Source organism: Achromobacter sp. D7-1 (genome assembly GCF_059760445.1).
The window spans coordinates 27,940-46,042 of sequence record NZ_JCBAMT010000041.1 but is presented as its reverse complement, the minus strand read 5'-3'; the positions used below and the strand labels follow the sequence as shown (position 1 = coordinate 46,042).

General features: G+C 66.2%; 20 protein-coding genes. 5 read left to right on the top strand and 15 right to left on the bottom strand.

Annotated features, from left to right (window positions below; translation table 11 throughout):
• Window positions 1-145 precede the first annotated feature (145 nt).
• Together AC6LKD_RS18340 and AC6LKD_RS18335 are read left to right on the top strand one after the other, a co-directional pair.
• The gene (locus tag AC6LKD_RS18340; RefSeq protein WP_013393524.1) at window positions 146-538 is read left to right on the top strand and encodes a nuclear transport factor 2 family protein; all 393 of its coding nucleotides are present in this window, start codon (window positions 146-148) and stop codon (window positions 536-538) included.
• Between the two features lie 46 nt (window positions 539-584).
• A complete protein-coding gene (locus AC6LKD_RS18335) occupies window positions 585-1,988 on the top strand; it encodes an NAD(P)/FAD-dependent oxidoreductase (RefSeq protein ID WP_498117032.1) in 1,404 nt (467 codons plus the stop codon).
• On the opposite strand, the gene pdxR is transcribed toward AC6LKD_RS18335, so the two are convergent.
• From pdxR to AC6LKD_RS18300, 7 genes are all read right to left on the bottom strand, one after another.
• Window positions 1,968-3,545, bottom strand: a complete 1,578-nt coding sequence (gene pdxR / locus AC6LKD_RS18330) for a MocR-like pyridoxine biosynthesis transcription factor PdxR (protein WP_498117031.1) — start codon at window positions 3,543-3,545, stop codon at window positions 1,968-1,970. The two genes, AC6LKD_RS18335 and pdxR, sit on opposite strands and share 21 nt — an antisense overlap.
• Before the next feature lie 108 nt (window positions 3,546-3,653).
• Window positions 3,654-4,481, bottom strand: coding sequence for an ABC transporter permease subunit (locus AC6LKD_RS18325; protein WP_498117030.1), 828 nt, complete (start codon window positions 4,479-4,481; stop codon window positions 3,654-3,656).
• Window positions 4,474-5,307, bottom strand: a complete 834-nt coding sequence (locus AC6LKD_RS18320) for a taurine ABC transporter ATP-binding protein (protein ID WP_013393528.1) — start codon at window positions 5,305-5,307, stop codon at window positions 4,474-4,476. The genes AC6LKD_RS18325 and AC6LKD_RS18320 overlap by 8 nt, the downstream gene beginning before the upstream one ends.
• A 90-nt stretch (window positions 5,308-5,397) precedes the next feature.
• On the bottom strand, window positions 5,398-6,426 hold the full coding sequence (tauA, locus tag AC6LKD_RS18315) for a taurine ABC transporter substrate-binding protein (RefSeq protein ID WP_498117029.1): 1,029 nt from the start codon (window positions 6,424-6,426) through the stop codon (window positions 5,398-5,400).
• A 223-nt stretch (window positions 6,427-6,649) separates the two neighbouring features.
• On the bottom strand, window positions 6,650-7,195 hold the full coding sequence (folE, locus tag AC6LKD_RS18310; RefSeq protein ID WP_013393530.1) for a GTP cyclohydrolase I FolE: 546 nt from the start codon (window positions 7,193-7,195) through the stop codon (window positions 6,650-6,652).
• A 112-nt stretch (window positions 7,196-7,307) separates the two neighbouring features.
• Window positions 7,308-7,955 (bottom strand): response regulator, encoded by a 648-nt coding sequence (locus tag AC6LKD_RS18305; RefSeq protein WP_498117028.1) that lies wholly within the window; start codon window positions 7,953-7,955, stop codon window positions 7,308-7,310.
• Window positions 7,952-9,370 carry a cache domain-containing protein gene (locus tag AC6LKD_RS18300; RefSeq protein WP_498117027.1) on the bottom strand — a complete coding sequence of 473 codons (1,419 nt, stop codon included), beginning with the start codon at window positions 9,368-9,370 and terminating at the stop codon, window positions 7,952-7,954. The genes AC6LKD_RS18305 and AC6LKD_RS18300 overlap by 4 nt, the downstream gene beginning before the upstream one ends.
• A gap of 312 nt (window positions 9,371-9,682) precedes the next feature.
• On the opposite strand from AC6LKD_RS18300, the gene AC6LKD_RS18295 reads away from it, so the two are divergent.
• Window positions 9,683-11,764, top strand: a complete 2,082-nt coding sequence (locus tag AC6LKD_RS18295; protein WP_207467606.1) for a carbon starvation CstA family protein — start codon at window positions 9,683-9,685, stop codon at window positions 11,762-11,764.
• Between the two features lie 19 nt (window positions 11,765-11,783).
• Window positions 11,784-11,996, top strand: a complete 213-nt coding sequence (locus AC6LKD_RS18290) for a YbdD/YjiX family protein (RefSeq protein WP_013393534.1) — start codon at window positions 11,784-11,786, stop codon at window positions 11,994-11,996.
• 46 nt (window positions 11,997-12,042) lie between these two features.
• Here AC6LKD_RS18290 and AC6LKD_RS18285 read toward each other — a convergent pair whose 3' ends face one another.
• Entirely contained in the window at window positions 12,043-13,230 is a 1,188-nt protein-coding gene (locus tag AC6LKD_RS18285) for an MFS transporter (protein WP_498117025.1), read from the bottom strand.
• Window positions 13,231-13,455: 225 nt separating this feature from the next.
• Here AC6LKD_RS18285 and AC6LKD_RS18280 point away from each other — a divergent pair, with 225 nt between their 5' ends.
• Entirely contained in the window at window positions 13,456-14,007 is a 552-nt protein-coding gene (locus tag AC6LKD_RS18280; protein WP_013393536.1) for a Dps family protein, read from the top strand.
• Window positions 14,008-14,056: 49 nt separating this feature from the next.
• Here the strand turns inward: AC6LKD_RS18280 and AC6LKD_RS18275 are convergent, their stop codons facing one another.
• From AC6LKD_RS18275 to AC6LKD_RS18245, 7 genes are all read right to left on the bottom strand, one after another.
• Window positions 14,057-14,557 (bottom strand): hypothetical protein, encoded by a 501-nt coding sequence (locus tag AC6LKD_RS18275; RefSeq protein ID WP_013393537.1) that lies wholly within the window; start codon window positions 14,555-14,557, stop codon window positions 14,057-14,059.
• Between the two features lie 151 nt (window positions 14,558-14,708).
• Entirely contained in the window at window positions 14,709-15,332 is a 624-nt protein-coding gene (locus AC6LKD_RS18270) for a LysE family translocator (protein WP_013393538.1), read from the bottom strand.
• Entirely contained in the window at window positions 15,329-15,559 is a 231-nt protein-coding gene (locus tag AC6LKD_RS18265; protein ID WP_148260603.1) for a hypothetical protein, read from the bottom strand. The genes AC6LKD_RS18270 and AC6LKD_RS18265 overlap by 4 nt, the downstream gene beginning before the upstream one ends.
• Before the next feature lie 89 nt (window positions 15,560-15,648).
• Window positions 15,649-16,353 carry a peptide-methionine (S)-S-oxide reductase MsrA gene (gene msrA / locus AC6LKD_RS18260; protein ID WP_498117024.1) on the bottom strand — a complete coding sequence of 235 codons (705 nt, stop codon included), beginning with the start codon at window positions 16,351-16,353 and terminating at the stop codon, window positions 15,649-15,651.
• A 43-nt stretch (window positions 16,354-16,396) separates the two neighbouring features.
• A complete protein-coding gene (msrB, locus tag AC6LKD_RS18255) occupies window positions 16,397-16,897 on the bottom strand; it encodes a peptide-methionine (R)-S-oxide reductase MsrB (RefSeq protein WP_498117023.1) in 501 nt (166 codons plus the stop codon).
• 34 nt (window positions 16,898-16,931) lie between these two features.
• Window positions 16,932-17,276: a pentapeptide MXKDX repeat protein gene (locus AC6LKD_RS18250; protein WP_498117022.1), complete on the bottom strand. Its 345-nt coding sequence runs from the start codon at window positions 17,274-17,276 to the stop codon at window positions 16,932-16,934.
• Window positions 17,277-17,310: 34 nt separating this feature from the next.
• The gene (locus tag AC6LKD_RS18245) at window positions 17,311-18,102 is read right to left on the bottom strand and encodes a molybdopterin-binding protein (RefSeq protein WP_498117020.1); all 792 of its coding nucleotides are present in this window, start codon (window positions 18,100-18,102) and stop codon (window positions 17,311-17,313) included.
• Between the last annotated feature and the right edge of the window lies 1 nt (window position 18,103).

Genomic DNA, 18,103 nt, shown 5'->3' with positions numbered 1-18,103 from the left:
GCTGACGCCGGCCGCCGCACGAGCGCCTGGCCCCCGTCTGGTGCAAGCGATTTCCCGCTTCTGGTTCTAGACCCTGCACCAGGGCTCACTTACCTTTGATCTGAATGCTGGCGCGCGTCGCGCCGGCGTCTATCGGAGGTATGCAATGCAGAAGACCGTCACCGCCGACATGCTGGCCGAATTCGCGGCGGCCTGGAACCGCCACGATATCGACGCCCTGATGTCCTTCATGAGCGAGGACTGCGTGTTCGAGACCGTGGCCGGCCCCGAACGATGGGGCGCGCGCCATGAAGGGCGAGACGCGGTGCGCGCGGCCTTCGCCGCGGCCTGGGCGAACTTCCCCGATGCGCAGTGGCAGAACGCCACGCATTGGGTCGCGGGCGACCGCGGCGTATCCCAGTCCACTTTTACAGGCACCGCCGCCGACGGCTCCCGCGTGGAGGCGGACATGGTGGACGTGTTCACCTTCCACGACGGCAAGATCCGCGTGAAGAACGCTTACCGCAAGCAGCGCCCGGCCTTGCCGGCGCGCGGCTGAGGACGCCTTTCGCGCCCAGCAACCGGAACGCAGCATGGATACTCAAATGTCCTTCCAATCTGTAGGTCCGGCCCCCGCTGGCCGGACGGCGATCAGCGCGTATAACCCGGCCTACGATCCGCTGGTGTCCCCGCCCGGGCGCGGCCAGGACTACGCGCCCACCTACTGGGTCGCGACCGCCGGCCAGCCGCCCGAGGACGACGGCCCGGTCGAAGGCGATATCGACGCCGACGTGGTGATCGTGGGCTCCGGCTTTACCGGCCTGTCGGCGGCCCTGACGCTGGCCCGTGACTTCGGCGTAAAGGCCGTGGTGCTCGAAGCCAACCGCGCGGTGTGGGGCTGCACCAGCCGCAATGGCGGGCAGGGGCAGAACGCATCCGGGCGCCTGTACCGCTCGCAATGGATAGCGCGCTGGGGCCTGGCGACCGCCAAGCGCCTGGACGCCGAGATCCGCGAAGGCTTTGAATACTGGAAGAGCCTGGTGGCCCAGGTGGATTGCGACGCGCAGCCGGGCGGTCATCTCTACACGGCGCACCGCCAGAAGAAGATGGCCTTCCTGGAGAACGAAGCCCGCGTGATGCGTGAGGTGTTCGGCTACGACGCCAGGATGCTGAGCAGGGAGGAATTGCGCGAACGCTACGTGTACGACCGCGAGGCGGTGGGCGCGATGCACGAGCCGGACGGCGTGGGCGTGCATCCCTTGAAGCTTGCCTATGGCTACATGCGCCAGGCGCGGGCGCTGGGCGTGCGTATCCATCCGGGCAGCCCGGTGCTGGGCTGGCGTTCGGAGAACGGCGGCGTGCGGCTGCAGACCCCGAACGGCTATGTACGCGCGCGCCGCGTGGCATTCGCCACCGGCGGCTACACCGCGCAAGGCGTCAACCGCCTGCTGGACAACCGCATCATGCCGGTGCTGTCGAACTCGTTGGTGACGCGGGTGCTGACCCCGGCGGAGCGTGACGCCGCGGGCCTGCAAAGCACGGTGTTCATCACCGACACGCGGACCTTGCGCTTCTATTACCGCCTGCTGCCAGACGGCCGCATGCAGATAGGCAGCCGCAGCGCCTTGCGCGGCGCCGACGCGCAGCATCCGCGTCATCTGGCGCTGCTGCGCGAGGGCTTGGCGCGCAAGTTTCCCACGCTGGCGGGCGTGGACGTGGACTATTCCTGGTGGGGCTGGGTGGACGTCAGCCACGACATGATGCCGCGCGTGACGCAGCCCGATCCGGCGCAGCCGGTCTATTACGCCTTCGGCTATGGCGGCAACGGCGTGGCGTTCTCGGCCCACGCCGGCAAGCGCCTGGCGCAGCGCTTGATGGGCAAGGACGGCGTGGCCTGGGACCTGCCGATCTACGACTCGCCCTTGCCGGGCCATATGTTCGCGCCGTTCCGCAGGCTGGGCCAGGGCCTGCTGTACCGTTGGTACTACCTACGAGACGAAATGCTCTAGCGTGTGCAGGTCCGGGCCCTCAGGGGCCTTTTTATTGCCGGCGGCGGCACGGCGGTAGCGCTCGACCACCTTGGCCAGCCTGGCGATGCCGGGCTCGATGTGTTCCGGCCGGATCGAGGTGAAACCGACGCGCAGGAAGTTGCGCGGCGCGTCGGCGCCGTTCATGAAGAAAACGTCGCCCGGCTCGACCACCACGCCTTCGGCCAGCGCCGCCTCCGACAGCTCGACCGCATTGAGCCAGGGCGGCCCTTGCAGCCAGCAGAACGAGGACCCGGTGATGGGGATGGACTTGAAATCAGGCAGGTGCCGCGCCAGCGCGCGGGCCAGTTCGGTGCCGCGTTCCTGGTAGGCCTGGGACTGCCTGCGCAGCAGTGAATGGTGGTGGCCCAGCGAAATGAACAGCGAAAACGCGCGCTGGATGTAAGCCGACGGATGGCGCAGCATCAGGCGGCGCAGGGCGCGCAATTCGGCGGTGAGCTCGCGCGGGGCCACGATGTAGCCGATGCGCAAGCCTGGGGCGAAGGACTTGGCCAGGCTGCCCACGTAGATCACGCGGCCGTCGCGATCCTGGCTCTTCAATGCGGGAATCGCGCCTTCGCCCCAGCGGCTCTCGCTTTCGAAGTCGTCCTCGATGATCAGGCTGTCGGCCTGGCGCGCCAGCGTCAGCAGGTTCTGGCGGCGCTCCGGCGATAGCGTCACCGTGGTGGGGCATTGGTGGCCGGGCGTGACGAAGATGTAGTCGCAGCCCAGCAGATGGGTGCCGCTGCATAGCCCTTGTTCGTCCACCGGCAAGGGCAGCAGGTTGCGCGTGTGGCTGGCGAAGATGTTGCGGGCGTCGGGGTAGCCGGGGTCTTCCATGCCGACCACGGTGTCTTCATTGACCAGCAGGTCGGCCAGCAGATAGAGCGCGTGCTGCGCGCCCACGGTGATGACGATTTCCTCGGCGTCCGCCCAGACGCCGCGGCGCGGCAGGACCTGGGTGCGGATCTGTTCGATGAGCGCGGGATCGTCGTGCGTGATCAGGTCGGGCGCCCAGCTGCGGATGTCCAGCACCGACAGCGCCTTGATGCAGCACTCGCGCCATTCCGCGGTGGGAAACAGGTCCTGGTCGAACTGCGCGTAGACGAAGGGATAGGGCTGCTTCTGCCAGTCGCGCGGCTTGGTGATGTTGCGCTGGCGGGATGGCCGGAAGCGCAGCCTTTCGTCCCAGTGCACGTCCGGTTCGCCAGCGTCGCCGGGCGGGGCGTCGGACGCGGGTCCGGAATGGCCCCGCATGACCGTGTCGCTGACGAAGTGGCCGCTGCGTTCGCGCGACACCAGATAACCTTCGCTGACCAGTTGTTGATACGCGAACACGACGGTGTTGCGCGCAATGCGCAGCTGGTCGGCCAGATGCCGGCTGGACGGCACCGGCGTGCCGGGCGGCAGGTGGCCGCTGAGGATGGCGGACACCAGCATCTGGCGCACGCAGCCCTGCAGGCTGAGATTGGGCGCGCTTTCGCGTTCGAACAGGCGCTCCCACAACACAGGCTTGAGCATCGAGGCCTGGCTGGACATGACGGCTCCTTGTGTAGGCCCGCGCAGCCGGTAGCCGCTGCGCAGGCGCCGTTCTTGAGGATAGAGGAGCCGGATGGGGGAAGGAATGAGGGATTGCCCGTGCGGCGTTCAGACCCGTCCCTTCCAGGGGATGGCGAATTTCTCCAGATAGCGGACCAGCAGGTCGAAGGCGAAGGCGAACACGCCGATCACGATGATGCCCATGATGACGGTGTCGCTGGCCAGGAACTGGGCGGCGTTCAGCACCATGAAACCCAGGCCGCGGTCGGCGGCCACCATTTCGGCGGCCACCAGCGTGGTCCAGCCCACGCCGATGCCGATGCGCATGCCGGTGAAGATTTCCGGCATGGCGGCCTTCAGGATGACGTGCCAGACGATCTGCGCGGGCGTGCCGCCCATCGCGTAGGCAGCGTGAATCTGTTCGATCGACACCGAGCGCACGCCGGCGCGGGCCGCGATCGCCATGGGCGCGAAGATGGCCAGGTAGATCAGCAGGACCTTGGGGAATTCGCCGATGCCGAACCAGATGATGATGAGCGGCAGATAAGCCAGCGGCGGCAGCGGGCGGTAGAACTCGATGGGCGGATCGAAGATGCCGCGCGCGTAGCGGTTCACGCCCATCAGGATGCCGACCGGAATGGCGGTCACGCAGGCCAGAAAGAAGGCCCCGAACACCCGCGACAGGCTGGCCAGCGCATGTTCCGTCAGCGTCGAATTGGCCACGCCGTCGGTCATGGCCGAGACGAACTTGTCGTATACGGCCAAGGGCGAGGGCAGGAACAAGGGCCGCACCCAGCCGGCGCTGGTCACCAGGAACCACAGCCCGATGAGCGCCAGGCTGGTGATCAGGCTGATGTGGCCGCTGTAGCCCGCGCCCGGCGCGCCGTAGACCCTGCCTGGCGCCGCGGGCTTGTGGCGCGGGCGGCTGCTAGCCATGGAAGCCTTGGGGGGAGGAGGCTCGCTCGTCGCCATAGATGATGCCAAGGACTTGTTCGCGCATGGCGATGAAGTCGGGACTGGATTTGATGCTGCGGCCATCGCGGGTCTCCAGGTAGCGCCGGTTGAAGTCCGGCGTGAAGGTGTGCGTGATGCGGCCCGGGCGGGGCGACATGACGATCAGCCGCGAACCCAGAAACAGCGCTTCTTCGACGCTGTGCGTGATGAAGAAGAACATCTTGTTGGTCTGCCGCCAGATATCCAGCAGCAGCTCCTGGATGGTCTCGCGGGTTAGCGCGTCCAGCGCCGCCATGGGCTCGTCCATCAGCAGCATGGCGGGGTTGCAGGTCAGCGCGCGCGCAATACCCACGCGCTGCTGCATGCCGCCGGACAGCTGGTAGATCATGTGGCGGTGGAAGTCCTGCAGGCCCACCAGTTCCAGGTTGCGGCGGGCGCGGGCGCGACGGGTTTCCTTGTCCACGCCTTGCAGCTTCAGGCCGAATTCGGTGTTCTCCAGCACGTTCAGCCAGGGCAGCAGGGCATGCTTCTGGAACACCACGCCGCGGTCGGCGCCGGGACCCACGATAGGCCGGCCGCCCAGCGTGATCTCGCCCTCGGTGGGAGACAGGAACCCGGCCAGCAGGCTGAGTAGGGTGGTCTTGCCGCAACCCGAGGCGCCCAGCGCGACGACGAACTCGCCCGGCTGGATGGTCAGGTTGACGTTCTGCAACGCGATGACCGGACCGCTGTCGTGCAGGCCGGGGTAGGTGACGCTGACTTTCTCCGCGCACAGGCTCTGCGTGGCGGATGTGGACTGCATGGTCATGCCGGCTCCCCTAGTTGCGACGGGCTGCGCGCAGCCCTGCGGGGCGCGAGGCAGGCGGCGCCGGACGGCCCGCCTGGCCGGGCGCGTCGCTTACTTCTCTGCCGCCTTGGCGTACTTGTCCGTGACGTGCGGACTGTAGTCGGCCAGGGCCTTGTCGATCTGCTTCTGGTCCTTCAGGAACTTGGCGCTGGCCGCGAAGGCGCGCGCGGCGCCCGACTCCTTGCCGCCGCCCAGCCAGACATTGGAGGCCTGTTCCTGCACCGTCGGGAAGACCAGCAACTGGAGCGCCTCGACCATGTCCTCGGGCTTGCCGCCGATCAGCTTGACGATGCTCTTGACCTGGGGCGAGTCGGCCGTCCACTTGGCGCTGTTGGCGCGGTAGTCCGCATAGGACTTGGCCAATACGCTGGTGAAGGCGGCCATGAACTTGGGATTCTTGGCGGCCCAGGCGCGGTCGACCACGATGCCGTCGAAAGTCGGCACGCTCGCTTTGCCGATCTGTTCCGAGTCGGCAATGATCTTGCCGCTCTTGGCGATCTCGGTCAGCGCGGGCGGCCAGACGTAGGCGGCGTCGATGTCGCCGCGCTGCCAGGCGGCCACGATCTGCGGCGGCTGCATGTTCAGGATGCGGACGTCGCGCGGATTGATCTTCCAGACCTGTTCCAGGCCTACCAGCAGATGGAAGTGCGAGGTGGACACGAAGGGCGTGGCGACGCGCTTGCCTTTCAGGTCGGCCGTGCTGTTGATGCCGGAACCGTTGCGCGCCACCAGTGCCTCGGATTTGCCGATGTTGTCCAGGATCCAGAACAGCTCCATGTCCACGCCGCGGGTGGCGGCCGCGGTGATGCCGGTGGAGCCCAGCACGCCGACCGGCACGTTGCCGGAAGCCAGCGCAGTGGAAATGTCGCCGCCGGAGGTGAACTGGCGCCAGTCCACCTGGTAGCCGGCCTCCTTCAATGCCTTGTCGAAACTGCCGTCGGCGATGGCCGACAGGAACGGCCCGACGATCAGCTGGTAGCCCACCACCAGCTTGGTCTGGGCATAGGCGGGAGCGGCCAGCAGCGCGGCGGCCAGGCCGGCCAGGGTGCAGCGGCGGATGAGGCGGAATATCGCGTTCATGGAGATCTCCGGGAGGGAACGGCCGCGCTCCGGCGCGACCGGCTGAAGCCAGTTTGCCCGGATGGGGCCAGAACGCTAGGTCCAGATGCCCTAATCAGTAGGAGCCAAAAAGATCCAGGCCCGCCTGCCTCGCCGGCAACGCCAGGACTGGCGCGGCCGGCGCGGCGGGATGCGGCCGGCGAGGCGGCCCGCGACATGCGCCAAAAGGGGGAGGGAGATCCTGCTAGCGGATGAGGCTCAGAAACTCGGCCCGGGTCGAGGGGTTGTCGTGGAATTCGCCCAGCATGACGGAGGTCACCATGGACGAATTCTGCTTTTCCACGCCGCGCATCATCATGCACATGTGCTGCGCTTCGATGACCACGGCCACGCCGGCGGCGTCGGTCACGGACTGCACGGCCTCTGCCACCTGGCGGCTGAGGTTCTCCTGGATCTGCAGGCGGCGCGCGTACATCTCGACGATGCGCGCGACCTTGGACAGGCCCAGCACCTTGCCGTTGGGCAGGTAGGCCACATGCGCCTTGCCGATGAAGGGCAGCATGTGGTGCTCACAGAGCGAGTACAGCTCGATGTTCTTGACCAGCACAATCTCGCGCGTGTCGGAGGTGAACAGCGCGCCGTTGACGATTTCGTCCAGGTTCTGGTCGTAGCCGCGGCACAGGTGGCGCATGGCCTTGGCCGCGCGCGCCGGCGTGTCGGCCAGCCCTTCGCGGGACGGATCTTCCCCTAGTTGTTCGAGAATGGCGGTGTAGTGCTTTTCCAATGACATCGGGGACTCCTGGGGGCGGCGCTGGTTGCGGCGCTTTACTGTGTGTAGCGTAGTGCTGCAAGTCTACCGCAGCGCGGGAAAACGATCAGACGGGGTTCGGGTCCGGCCCGGATCAGACTCCCCGGTTCTCGACGGCGTACTTGATCAATTCCGCCTGCCCATCTATGCCCAGCTTGCGCTTGATGTTCAGGCGATGGGTCTCCACCGTGCGCACCGACAATCCCAGCGCCTGCGCGATCTGCTTGTTGGCCTCGCCGCTGGCAATGTGGCGCAGCACGTCGCGTTCGCGCTGCGTCAGCATGGTGGCGGGCGCCGTGGCCTGCGACAGGCGCACGGCCACCGCGGCGCTGAAATAGCTGCGGCCGGCCATGACGGCGTCGATGGCTGTGACGATCTCCTGCGCCGGCTCGTCCTTCAGCAGATAGCCGCGCGCGCCGGCCTTGACCGCCTGCACCATGTATTCGGGGTTGTCGTGCATGGACAGCACCAGCACGGCGATCTGCGGATAGCGCTCATGCAGCAGGGCGGTCAGCTCTAGCCCGCCCACGCCCGGCATGTTGAGGTCCATCAGCGCCAGATGCGGCAAGGTGCCGCCCTGTGGGTCCTCGGCCATGCAGGCGGCCAGGAAGGCCTGGGCGGCGGCGGCGTTGCCGGCTTCGCCCACCACCCGCAGCTGCGGCACGGTTTCCAGGCGCAGCCGCAGCCCGTCCCGTACCAGGGGGTGATCGTCGATCAATAGCAGTCGGATGGCTTCGGTCATGCTTCGGGGCTCGTGGAAACGGGGGCGGCGGGCAGCGGCAGCCAGGCTTGCAGCACCGTGCCGTGGGAGGTGGAGCGGAACGTCAGCGTGCCGGACAGCGCGTTCATGCGTTCGCGCATATTGCGCAGGCCGATGCCGCGGCGCGGATCCTGCTGCACTTCGGCATAGTCGAAGCCGCGGCCGTCGTCGGCAATGGTCAGGCGCAGGTCGCGCGAAGAATAGGCCAGCGTCAGGTCGGCACGCGTGGCGCCGGCGTGGCGGATGACGTTGGTCAAGGCTTCCTGGGTGACGCGAAACAGGGCAGTGGCGTAGGCTTCGGGCAGCTTCTCCGGCTGCCCGGCGGTATGCAGGCGCACGGCCAGCGGCGGGGCGCCGTCCTGGCTGGGAATGGCGAACTCCCGGCCCAGGTGTTCCAGCGCGGCCGGCAGGCCCAGGTCGTCCAGCAGCGTGGGCCGCAAATTGTGCGAAATGCGGCGGACCTCGCCCACGGCGGTGTTCAACCGGTCCAGCGCGCCACCCAGCGGGGTATCGATGTGGGCGAGCTGGCGTGGTTCGCCCGGCAGTGTCTGCCGCAGCCGTTCGCGCGCCGCTTCCAGGGACAGCTTGATCGACACCAGCACCTGGCTGATGCCGTCATGCAGTTCGCGCGAGAGCCGTGCGCGCTCGTCTTCCTGCGAGCGCACCAGCTGCCGCGCCATCAGTCTCAGTTTGGCGTCGGACTGGCGGTGGTCGCTGATGTTCAGGGCCAGGCCGCAGGCGGCCACGCCCAGGATGGACACGGCGGCGATGCCTGCCACCCAGGCGAACATGCTGCGGATATTGGCCTGCGCGGCGGCGTCGATGCGTTCCAGCGCTTGCTGCACGTCGTCCAGATAGATGCCGGTGCCCAGCATCCAGCCCCAGCGTTCCAGCACCACCACATAGCCGAGTTTTTCCTCGGTCTGGAGGGTGGACGGCTTTTCCCACAGGTAATGCACCGCTTCGCCGTCCTGGCCGCCGCGCCGGGCGGCCGTCAGCAGGTTCTGGATGACGGGCTGGCCCTTGGTGTCGCGCAGTTCCCAGAGATCCTGGCCGACCAGTTCGGGCTGGCGCGGGTGCATCAGGTTCCTGCCCTGCAGGTCATAGACGAAAAAGTAGCCGTCGTGGCCGAATTCCATCTGCGCCAGCAGGTCGAGCGCGCGCTGGCGGGTGGCGTCGTCGTCAGCCGCGGCCTGCAGGGGCGCGATGGCGCTGTAGGCCAGATTGACGTAGTGGCGCAGCTCGCCTTCCTTGCTGGCCAGCCAGGCGCTTTCCACTACTTGTTTTTCGCGCTGCGCGAGTTGCAGGCCTTGCACGTAGACGGCCACCGTAATGGCGGCGACGGCCACCAGCAGGGGCACCGCGGCAAGCAGCAGGATTTTCAGGCGCAGCTTCATGAAGGATTTGTATCAGCGCGAACGCGAATATTGCAATGCAACATGTTGCGTCCCGCAATCAGGACGGGAAATTTCAGCTTGGATTTTACGATTTCCGCCAAATCATGCTGCGGCGCATTGCGTAGTAACACGTAGCGGACTTGCGTAGTTTCGCGCTTGTTGCTGCATGGTCAAAACGAAATACTAGCGTCCGCGTCGACACGGCGCTGCGTGGACGCGCGCGTCCACCACCCCACAACAATGAGTCTGCCTTCCGCGGGACGATAAAAGCGTTTCACGCCAAGAGCATGGCGGGAGGCAAGAGGAGCACTTATGCAAACCAGCAGTAAGGGACTGGGTCAGCACCTGGTCTGGCTGGCGGTTGCGGTACTGGGCGCGTTCGCGCTGGGCACCGTGGCGCTGGCCAGAGGGGAGACCATCAATGCGCTATGGGTGGTGATCGCCGCCGTATGCGTGTATTTGATCGCATACCGTTACTACAGCCGCTTCATCGCCAAGAACGTCTTCCAGCTGGATCCGACGCGCATGACGCCGGCATGGAAGCACAACGACGGCCTGGACTACGTGCCCACCAACAAGCACGTGCTGTTCGGCCACCACTTCGCCGCCATTGCCGGCGCCGGTCCGCTGGTGGGCCCGGTGCTGGCCGCGCAGATGGGTTATCTGCCGGGCATGCTGTGGATCCTGGCCGGCGTGGTGTTCGCCGGCGCCGTGCAGGACTTCACGATTCTCTTCATCTCGACCCGCCGCGACGGCCGTTCGCTGGGTGACCTGGTCAAGTCCGAACTGGGCAAGATCCCGGGCGTGATCGCGCTGTTCGGCGCCTTCATGATCATGGTCATCATCCTGGCCGTGCTGGCGCTGATCGTGGTCAAGGCGCTGACGCATTCGCCCTGGGGCACCTTCACGGTGGCCGCGACCATCCCCATCGCGCTGTTCATGGGCGTGTACCTGCGCTACATCCGTCCGGGCAAGATCGGCGAAGTGTCCATCATCGGCTTCGTCGGCCTGATGGCCGCCATCACCTTCGGCCAGGACGTGGCCGCGCACCCGGTGATCGGCCCGATGTTCGACTTCGACGGCAAGGGCCTGACCTGGATCCTGATCATCTACGGCTTCATCGCCTCGGTGCTGCCGGTGTGGCTGCTGCTGGCCCCGCGCGACTACCTGTCGACCTTCCTCAAGATCGGCACCATCGTCGGCCTGGCCATCGGCATCGTGGTGGTGGCGCCCGAGCTGAAAATGCCCGCGCTGACCCAATTCGTCGACGGCACCGGTCCAGTGTGGTCGGGCAACCTGTTCCCGTTCCTCTTCATCACCATCGCCTGCGGCGCGGTGTCGGGCTTCCACGCCCTGATCTCCTCGGGCACCACGCCCAAGCTGATCGAGAACGAAACCCAGGCCCGCTACATCGGTTACGGCGGCATGCTGATGGAATCCTTCGTCGCCATCATGGCGCTGGTAGCGGCTTGCGTGATCGAGCCGGGCATCTACTACGCCATGAACAGCCCGGCAGCCGTGATCGGCACCACCCCCGACCAGGTCGCCCAGGTGGTCTCCAGCTGGGGCTTCGTGGTGACGCCGGCCGACCTGATCCAGACCGCCAAGGACGTGGGCGAAAGCACCATCATCTCCCGCGCGGGCGGCGCGCCCACGCTGGCCGTGGGCATGGCGCACATCCTGCACCAGGCCATCGGCGGCCCGGGCATGATGGCCTTCTGGTACCACTTCGCCATCCTGTTCGAAGCGCTCTTCATCCTGACGGCGGTCGACGCCGGCACCCGCGCTGGCCGCTTCATGCTGCAGGACCTGCTGGGCACCTTCGCCCCGACGCTCAAGCGCACCGACTCGCTGCCCGCCAACCTGATCGCCACCGGCCTGTGCGTGGCGGCCTGGGGCTACTTCCTGTACCAGGGCGTGGTGGATCCGCTGGGCGGCATCAACACGCTGTGGCCGCTGTTCGGCATCGCCAACCAGATGCTGGCCGCGATCGCGCTGACCTTGGGCACGGTGGTGCTGTTCAAGATGAAGCGCGACCGCTACGCCTGGGTGACGGTGCTGCCGACGCTGTGGCTGCTGGCATGCACGCTGACCGCCGGCTGGCAGAAGCTGTTCCACGCCGACCCGCGCGTCAGCTTCCTGGCGCACGCCGACAAGTACAACGCGGCCATCGCCGAAGGCAAGGTCCTGGCTCCGGCCAAGTCCCTGGGCGAAATGTCGCGCGTGGTCCTCAACGACTACATCAACGCCGGCCTCTGCGCGATCTTCATCTTCGTGGTGGTGAGCATCGTGGTGTTCGGCCTGCGTTCGGTGCAGCGCGCGCGCAACGAGAACAAGCCCACCTCGCGCGAAATGCCGTACGAAACGCTGCCGGCCGCTGCCGGCGCGGACTGAGCGAAAGGGGAGACGACGCATGCTGTTCACCAACATGAGTTCCGCGGCCGGCGCCGCCGGCCGCTACCTGGGGCAGACGCTCCGGCTGATGGTCGGCGTGCCGGACTATGAGACCTATGTGGCGCACATGCGGCGCACGCACCCTGACCAGGAGCCGATGACCTACGAAGCCTTTTTCCGCGAGCGGCAGGACGCGCGCTATGGCGGGAAGAAGCGGATCGGCTGCTGCTGACAGACAAGGCCTCGCTCGCGAGGCCTTTTTTTTCGTCCAGCAGCTTCTAGGCGCCGGGTGCTTCCGCGTTTCTGCGCAGCTTTTCGGCGTAGATCACCAAGGGCACCGCCCCAATGGCGCACAGCGACATCACCAGGAATCCCCCCGGCGCATAACTGCGGTACAGCGCGCCGCCCAGCTGAATGCTGGCGAACATGAAGACCCCGCCCGACAACAGCGCATAGAGCGCAATGGCCGAGGTCTTGATCGCCGCGGGCACGTGGCGCGTGATGTACCACATGATGGCGGCGTTGTTGCCCGCAAGGGTGAAGCACTGCAGCAGCTGCAGCGCGGCGATCAGCGTGGGATCGGTGGTGGCGGATAGTCCGGCCCAGCGAACCGCCGTCATGACGGCGGACGCCAGGATCAGCCACTGCGCGCCTGTGCGGGCCAGGATGCGGGGCGCCAGGAAGAAGAACAGGACCTCGCTGGCCACGCCTACCACCCACAGCATCGAAATCAGCGAGGTCGACAGCCCGCTGGCGGTCCAGTACAGCGCGGAATAGGAATAGAGGAAGCCGTTGCTGGCCTGGACCAGCGAGGCCGCCGCGATGCACATCAACAGGGGGCGGTCGCGCAGGACCTCGAGCATGGGCAGGCGCACCGCAGGCGCGGGCGCTTCACCGGCGGCGGGGCGCGCCGCGCGGGGTAGCAGCCGTACGCAGGCCAGGCAGGCGATGATGAGCAGGATCGACAGCCACATCACCCAGTCGGCGTCGAAGGTCTTGATCAGGTAGCCGCCGGCCACGGTGACCACGGCGAAGCCCAGCGAGCCGCAGGCGCGCATGACGGTGTAGGAGCTGCCCTGGCCGCGGCCGCTGGCGATGGCCATGCGGTCCATCAGCGGTAGCACCGCCGGGAAGACGGCGTTGAGCAGCAGGGTGATCGCCAGCAGCCAGCCGGGCGTGCTGCTGAACGGGTAGCAGACGAACAGCACCAGCGACGCCGCCAGGGCCGCGGCGATCAAGGCGTGCGCGCGGCCGGTCTGGTCGGCCACGTGCGCGACGACCGGCGTGGACAGGATCTTGGGCAGGAAGGACGTGGCGACGATCAGGCCGATCATGGCGGGATCCAGGCCGCGGCTGGCGAACCACAAGGGCAGGAAGGGAATGCTGACTCCCTGCAGGCCGTAATACAGGAAGTAAAACCCGTGCAGGGCGAGGGCGCCTTGCCTGGCGTCGGGATTGCCGCGCATAGCGATGAATGGATCCGGCTGAATTGACGCGGCGTAGCATACTCCTAGCCGGGCTGGATTTCAGAAGCGGCGGAGCCTCGATGCAGGGCATGGTCAAAGAAGAGGCCGCGCCTTGATCCAGGACATTGGCAAAAGTGCACGGGCGGAATTACGCTAGCGTAGTCGTGGCGTGTATGAGCTGCGCCGCGCGTGCGTTTTCACCATCATTCCTAGGAGTTGCGACCCATGGCCAAGAAACTGGATGAGAAGACCACCAAAGCCCTGAAAGAGCGGCGCAAGCGCCCGCTGGCGACGCCGACCGACCTGGCGTCGGCGGCCACCAGGGATATTTCCGCCGCGCTGAACCAGATACTGGCCGACGTGTTCGCGCTGTATCTCAAGACCAAGAACTTCCACTGGCATGTCAGCGGGCCCCATTTCCGCGACTACCATCTGTTGCTGGACGAGCAGGGCGACCAGTTGTTCGCGATGACGGACCCCATCGCGGAACGCATCCGCAAGATCGGCGGCACGACGCTCCGGTCCATCGGGCATATCGCACGCTCGCAGCGTATCTCGGACAACGACGCGGACTATGTGCAGCCCCTGGACATGCTGGCCGAGCTGCGCGAGGACAACAAGGTCCTGGCCGCGGCGCTGCGCGAAGCGCACAACATCACCGACGAGCACCGCGACATCGCCAGCTCCAGCTTGATCGAAAACTGGATCGATGAAACCGAAAGGCGCACGTGGTTCCTGTTCGAAGCCAGCCGGGAGGGGGATTCGACGGGGCATTGAGGCGCCAGCCAGCCGGGCGCCCTCGTCCTGCCAGGCCGGCTTGCCCGCCTCAGCCGTGCTTCCCGAAACCGCCGCTGGCCCACTCCGATGCGCGCTGTACGCTCAGCTTGTACGTCGGCGCAACATGGGTTTGTGCCAGTTGCTCGCCGGATTCATCGTAGGCGCTCAGTACGGCGTACGGCTCGTCTTCATCGGGAACGATATCCAGCTTGACGGTCAGGCGGCCGGCGGCGGCGTCGATTTTCACGCTCTTGTGCAGCGTGGCGTGCAATTGCTGCTCGTGGCGGCGCAGGACTTCCCTGGCGGTCTTGACCAGGGTGATGAAGGCGGGGGAATCGAGCGGCTTGGGGTTCTTCTTGTCGCGGCCCATGGTCCATGGACCGACCAGCGCCGGCTCGGCCTCTCCGTCCATGGTCATTTCCACGGCCCAGCCGTCGTCTTCCTCGTTCTTGATGATGCGGGCGGTCCAGCCGTCGTCGCGCCACAGCGTGGGTAGCTGCTCTTTGCGGTCTTCGGGGGCATCAATATCCGGCATGCGGGCGTCGTTCACTGCTGGTTTTCTCCTGAATTCGTTTGCTCGCCAACCCATGATTGTGGCGCATCACGGCTTCCTGCCAAAATAGCAGGTGGCTTGGGCGGTTTTCTGACCCGCCGTCGAATTCAGCCCACAAAATACGCAAGTCACCTTGCCGAACGTGTACTCAGGGATTCCTGCGATACAGCGCCAGAGAGCCGGCCAAGGCCAGCAATGCGCCGCCACAGGCGCGATCCAACCAGAGGGCGCCGTCGCGCTTGAGCAAGCGGATCGCCTTGGCGCCAGCGGACGCATAGGTAAACATGACGAGAAGGTTAATGGCCGAAAAAACGGTCGCCAGCGTGACGTACTGCGGTATCTGGGGCGCCTGCGTGGAAATGAACTGCGGCAGAAAGGCCGAGAAAAACAGATAGCCCTTGGGATTGGTGACGGCGACCAGGAAGCTCCGTAGAAAGACCGAGCGGCCGGCGGGCGCTTGCGCGGAAGACTCGGCGGGTAGCGTCACCGAACCGGACGACCGGAATAGCCGGATACCCAGGTACGCAAGATAGACGACACCAATCCATTTGATGGCCGAGAACCAGAATTCGGAGGCCGCCAGCAAGGCGCCCAAGCCCAGCGCCACCGCGCTGATCAGTACGAAATCCGCCAGCACCGCGCCCATCATGCCGGGCAGCGACGCGCGGACCCCGAGATTCGCGCCGTTGGCAAGTGCCAGCAGAACCGTCGGGCCGGGTGTCGCAATGCCCACGAAGGCAACCACGGCGAAAACGAGAAGCGTGTCAGTCATGCGCGGATTTTCCAGTTTGGTCGGCCGCCAGGCAAGTTCAGCTGGATGGCGGTGGCCAGGCCGGCGCGCCCGGGCGCCGCGATGCGCGTGGCGGCGGCGGCGGCCAAGGCCCAGAACAGGCCGATGGGCGCGAACTCGGTCGCGACCATGCTGAAGGATGCCAGGCCCAGCACGGTAATGGCGAGCCAGGGGTGCGCAGGAGGAATGTGATGGGATCGAGGGGGCATCGGGCGGGTGGCTGCGCTTTAGAGAAAGCGCATTCCGGAAACGGCGGAACGATCCGGCACGTTAGCATCGCAACGCGCCGGACGCAGCATTACTTCTCCGTTTTCATCACCAACGCCGGCTTGTCCCGATACCGCTGCGGAAAGGTCTTGGCCAGGTTCTCGACCTTGGGCACGTCGTTGACCATGATGTACATGCTGTACGGATGGCGCACGAGATAGTCCTGATGGTAGTCCTCGGCGGGGTAGAAGGCCTTCAGCGGCTCTATCGTCGTGGCCAGCGCCTTGGGATAGGCGCCGGCCTTGTTCAACTGCGCGATGTAGGCTTCGGCGACCTTGCGCTGGCTGTCGTCGGCGGGGAAGACCGCGGACCGGTACTGGGTGCCGCTGTCGGGACCCTGGCGGTTGAGCTGGGTCGGGTCGTGGGCCACCGAGAAATAAATCTGCAGTAGCTGGCCGTAGCTGACCTGGGCGGGGTCGTAGGTGATCTCCACGGCTTCAGCGTGACCGCTGCGGCCGCCGCTGACGGTGTCGTAGTTGGCGGTGGATGCCTGGCCGCCGGCATAGCCGGAGACGGCCGAGGTCACGCCCTTGACGTGCTGGAACACGGCCTGCACGCCCCAGAAGCAGCCGCCGGCGATGACGGCTTTCTGTGGCGCGGCGGCCGCGGGTTGGTCCAGGGCCGGGGGCGGAATGATGAAGGCCTGTTCGGCGGCGTTGGCCGCGGCGGCGCCCAGCAGGCCGCAGGCGGCGGCCAGCGCGGCGCAGAGTTTGTGGGGCAGGCGGGTGGCGGACATGATGTCTCCTGGTGGCGGAAGGCCGGAAGGTGGGGCCAGATATTCAGGCCTGGGGAGTGAACGCCAGGGCCACGCCATTCATGCAATAGCGTAGTCCGGTCGGGCGCGGGCCGTCATCGAAGACATGGCCCAGGTGGCCGCCGCAGTTGGCGCAATGCACGGCGACGCGCGTCATGCCGAAGCTGCGGTCCTTGGTCTCGCCGACGGCGCCATCCAGCGGTTGCCAGAAGCTGGGCCAGCCGGTGCCGCTGTCGAACTTGGTGGAAGAGGAGAACAGCGGGTGGGCGCAGCCGGCGCAGGCGTAGGCGCCCTTGCGATACTCCTTGTCCAGCGGGCTGGAGTAGGGGCGCTCGGTCGCTTCGCGGCGCAGAACGTCATATTGCTCGCGCGACAGCCGTTCGCGCCATTGCGCGTCGCTCAGCGTGTAGGGAAAGGTCTGGGCGGCGGCGGCCGGGCCGCCGCGCGCGGTCAGGACCGGGGCCAGGCCGGCGGCGATGGCCGCCGCGCCGCCCAGGCCCAGGAACTGCCTGCGGTGTAGTCTCATGACATGCTCCGGATCAGGGCTGCTCGGGTGGGTGTTATTTGCTCATGCCGTCCTTGGACATGCCGCCTTTCGACATGCCGTCCTTGGACATGCCATCTTTCGACATACCGTCCTTGGACATTGAATCCTTGGACATCCCGTCTTTCGACATGCCTTCCTTGGACATGGAGCCCTTGGACATGCCGTCTTTCGACATGCCGTCCTTGGACATCGAATCCTTGGACATGCCGCCCTTCGACATGCCGTCCTTGGACATGGAATCCTTGGACATCGAGCCGCCGCCCGCGGCGTCCTTGCTCATATTGTCGGCGGCGTGGACGGCCGTGGCGCCGAAGGCCAGGCACAGGGACAGCGCGGCGGTGGTAGCGATTTTCTTCATGATGCGTTCCTTTATGGAGTATGAAAGATTCCACCTAGCTGCCGCCGAACCAGTTGTAGCCCTGGTCCTCCCAGTAACCGCCTGGGTAGGTGTTGGTGACAAAAATTGCCTGTATATGCTTGGGGTTCTTGTAGCCAAGCTTGGTGGGCATGCGCAGCTTCATGGGGAAGCCGTACTCGGGTGGCAGCGTCTGGCCGTCGTAGGTCAGCGCCAGGATGGTCTGGGGATGCAGCGCGGTGGGCATGTCAATGCTGGTGTAGTAGTCGTCGGCGCACTTGAAACCGACGTACTTGGCGTTCAGGTCCGCGCCTACGCGCTTGAGAAAGGCAGAGAACGGCACGCCGCCCCATTTGCCGATGGCGCTCCAGCCTTCCACGCAGATGTGCCGCGTCACCTGGTCGATCTGCGCCATGGCGCGCAGTTCTTCCAGCCGCCAGCGGCGCTTGTCGGCGACCAGGCCGCTGACTTCCAGCCGGAACGATTCCTCGTCCACATGCCGCACCTCGTCGATGCCGTAATAGGCGTTGAACGGGAAGGGCCGCGTGATCATGGATTCGGGATAGGTCGGCGCCAGCTTGTTGGGGTCGAAGATCCAGCCCTGCACCCGGTCGTTGAAGCGCGAAACAGCGGTCAGCGCCTTTTCCACGCTTTCATCGTCCGACAGCGAGCAGCCCGACAGCATGGCCAGCCCGCCCAGGGTCAGGCTGCTGCGCAGGAAGGCGCGGCGCGAGGGTTGTTCGATCCGCTTTTCCAGGATCTTTCCGGCTTCCTTGAGGACGGCCGGGCCGTCCAGGCCGGGCAGGGAGGGACGTTTGTGCTGGCTCACG